This is a genomic window from Microcoleus sp. MON2_D5 (genome assembly GCF_036701905.1).
GTDB lineage: Bacteria > Cyanobacteriota > Cyanobacteriia > Cyanobacteriales > Microcoleaceae > Microcoleus.
In genome coordinates this window covers 1-2,751 of sequence record NZ_JAUBRM010000207.1, presented here as the reverse complement: position 1 = coordinate 2,751, position 2,751 = coordinate 1, and the positions used below count along the sequence as shown (strand labels likewise).

Genomic DNA, 2,751 nt, shown 5'->3' with positions numbered 1-2,751 from the left:
CCCTTTCATTTATTATCAAACTTTCCTATTTTACCATAGAAATTCATATTTACATCTCAAATGGAATTGCTATATATTTAGTGTCGCTCCCGCTAGTGCAAGCTGGTTCTGTATCGATTCGATCGTTATCTGGACATAGTTGATTGGGTAATCGAGAATCCGTGAAAGAATAGCCGTTATTTCCACGGGCGTTAAATTTTGGGGTCCCAATGAGATTACGAGTGCATTGACCAGCCCATATCTTATCCAGTAAATACTTTGCTGCTTCATCGTAGTCTATGGTCATCCATGTAGTGCTGCAACTTACTGTGGGTAATCCAACTTCGCTCAAAATTATCCAGCCAAACCGATTGTCCCCGTCGCTGCTAGCGATCGCCACAAATTCATATCATTTTAGGGTTAGGGAATGGGATACAACCATTTGCGAAATAATTGTGTTAAACGCGGCATGATCAAATAGGTGAGCAGGATAACAGTGAGACCTGAGATCATCAGAGATGTGAGCAACGCAGGAAGCCCTGATAGTAGCGGTACCAGCAAACGATTGAGAATAGAAATCGTACAAAAGACTCCCAACCATGTAACTAACGCCATTTTGTAGCGAGGGGGTGGAGCCTTCATCGATTTATGGGGCAGCGTAAACCAGGTTTCCAATCCGGTCAGGGTTTGAATATCTTCTGGCTTTTCAATCAAAGGCTGCAATCGCTCAATCCACTCTCGCCGAACATCAGATTCTAGCCAGGCCTTGAGATTGTCGTAGCAATCGAACTTGAGAATAACCACGTACTCAGGATGGGCGTGATGCTGGGGTCGAATAGTGCTGACACCCAGATGTCCCTTGAATTTTCGTGCATCTGCGGCGATGCCATGAAACCATGCTTCGTAACCTTCCTCGCGCCCCGGTTTCACTACATGAGAGATCACAGTGGTGACTAGAGAGTTGTCTTCACTGCTATTGCTTGCCAACGGTTCTTCCAACATAGAATTTAGAGTATTAACTGAGAGACAAGTTTTATTCAGAACAACCACCCTAGACACACAAAATTGCTCGGCAATTTTCGCCAGCACGTCTTGAAACAGAAGGGAGATTAACGAATGCGATCGCCAAGGTTGGGCATGAGAGGAAATGACTAAGAAGTCAATATCTTTGACTCGTAGTCGCAATCCTTCTGTTAATGGCAGTCCCCTACCATAGAGTAAGCTGGTTACTAAGTCCTCGACCCCTTCAATATTACTTAACATTATTTTAACTTCTTGATCGGTTAAAACAACAGGTAAACGTCTCGTCCTTCTTGCTCGTTCGATATTGTCAATATTAGGGAGTAAGAAGGGGTTGACCTTTATCCGTAGTTTGCGGTATTATCATCTTATAAACGACTAAACGACATTGTACGGCAACTGCGATACTACAAGTTAGCGGGCTCTATTTAAAGTCCTTGCGATCGTCCTTCACAGTAGCCTGTTAGCCCGAAAGCTCCAAAGAGATTGTCTGTTAAGGCAGTAGCGAAGGGTGATCGCCCTAGGAACAATGCCCAAGAGGTTAAGATTGTTGGGATTTTAAGGTTACTTTGAGGGTGCGATTGCTGAGGGTATACTGAGAAAAAATTTATTTGAGGCTAACGTCTATGCCTTTGCCTTTTATCCCGATAGTTATAGCTCTTGCAGTAGGCGGGGTCGCTGGTGGAGCTGTTGTCGCCAACTTGGAAAACATCACATATGCACTCAAAGGTAAAAAGATCGCCGTTCTGGGTGCAAGGGCAGTTGGTAAAACTACTCTCCTAACATATATGGAAAAAGGTATTTTGATTGAGAGGTATAAGCAAACTCTCGATAAGCAAGAAATAGAGAGAACACGCATCAAACTTGGTGATTTAGATATTCTACTTAAAAAAACCGATGACGTTTCAGGTGATAAGGCTGCATATGGCGTATGGAAAAAGCTCTTTGACGAAGCTGACTTGGTTTTGTATGTTGTTAGAACGGATCTGCTACTAAAGCATGATTCAAGCGCAGAGGAACGTGCCGAAGATGATATGAGGCAGGTTCAGGGTTGGATCAACGAATGTAACTCAAAAAAACAATTTTTTATTGTTGGAAATCATTGGAACTCTGATCCTGACTTCAAAAATCTTACCCCCGATCAGATAGGTAATTATGTGGATCGCTTCAGGGCACTTCCAGTTGTGAAAAAAATGACTCAGCTTGCTGGAGGAGCCGCTACAGTAAAAGTTGCACTTGGGAGTTTAGCAACTGAAAAAGATTCAGACACTCTAATTGGACTTATTTTTCGGCAGGTTGAGAAATGACAGATTTATACTTCTGGGCGCAGAGCCTTGACAATCAAGCTCCTGATTTAATTTTCAAGAATGAAGAAGAGTTATCTGATGATGAGTCACGGCAAAAGCTTGTCTCAGAAATTTATGAAATTCCTAAAAGTAATATTGAGGTTTTGCCTGCTGATGCACCCGTTACTATTCGTTATAGCTATCCAAAGTTCGTAATAGAAGCTATTCCCACTGAAAAGGATACAATTAAGCGCCGTGCTCCTATCGTTATTTATGGAGAGTTACCGGATGATTTTTCAGAAGATGGGGTTAAGGATGTGTATAATCGCATCGCGAGTGTTGTCTCAGACAAATTGAATAGAACTTTAGATGACAGCGCATTAGAAGCTACAGGGTAAGAGCATCTCAATTAGGCTTGACACAAGGACTCAGAAGAATCTAATGTAGGGTCAAGAAAACAAGAAAA

At 42.4% G+C, this 2,751-nt stretch carries 3 protein-coding genes; 2 read left to right on the top strand and 1 reads right to left on the bottom strand.

Annotated features, from left to right (window positions below; genetic code table 11):
- Positions 1-399 precede the first annotated feature (399 nt).
- A complete protein-coding gene (locus QUA47_RS30625) occupies positions 400-1,242 on the bottom strand; it encodes a hypothetical protein (RefSeq protein WP_333433595.1) in 843 nt (280 codons plus the stop codon).
- A 383-nt stretch (positions 1,243-1,625) separates the two neighbouring features.
- Between QUA47_RS30625 and QUA47_RS30620 the strand changes: the two genes are divergently transcribed.
- Complete coding sequence (locus QUA47_RS30620; RefSeq protein ID WP_333433594.1) at positions 1,626-2,306, top strand: ADP-ribosylation factor-like protein; 681 nt, start codon at positions 1,626-1,628, stop codon at positions 2,304-2,306.
- Positions 2,303-2,683, top strand: a complete 381-nt coding sequence (locus QUA47_RS30615) for a hypothetical protein (protein ID WP_333433593.1) — start codon at positions 2,303-2,305, stop codon at positions 2,681-2,683. Before QUA47_RS30620 ends, QUA47_RS30615 begins: the two co-directional genes overlap by 4 nt.
- Positions 2,684-2,751: the final 68 nt, after the last annotated feature.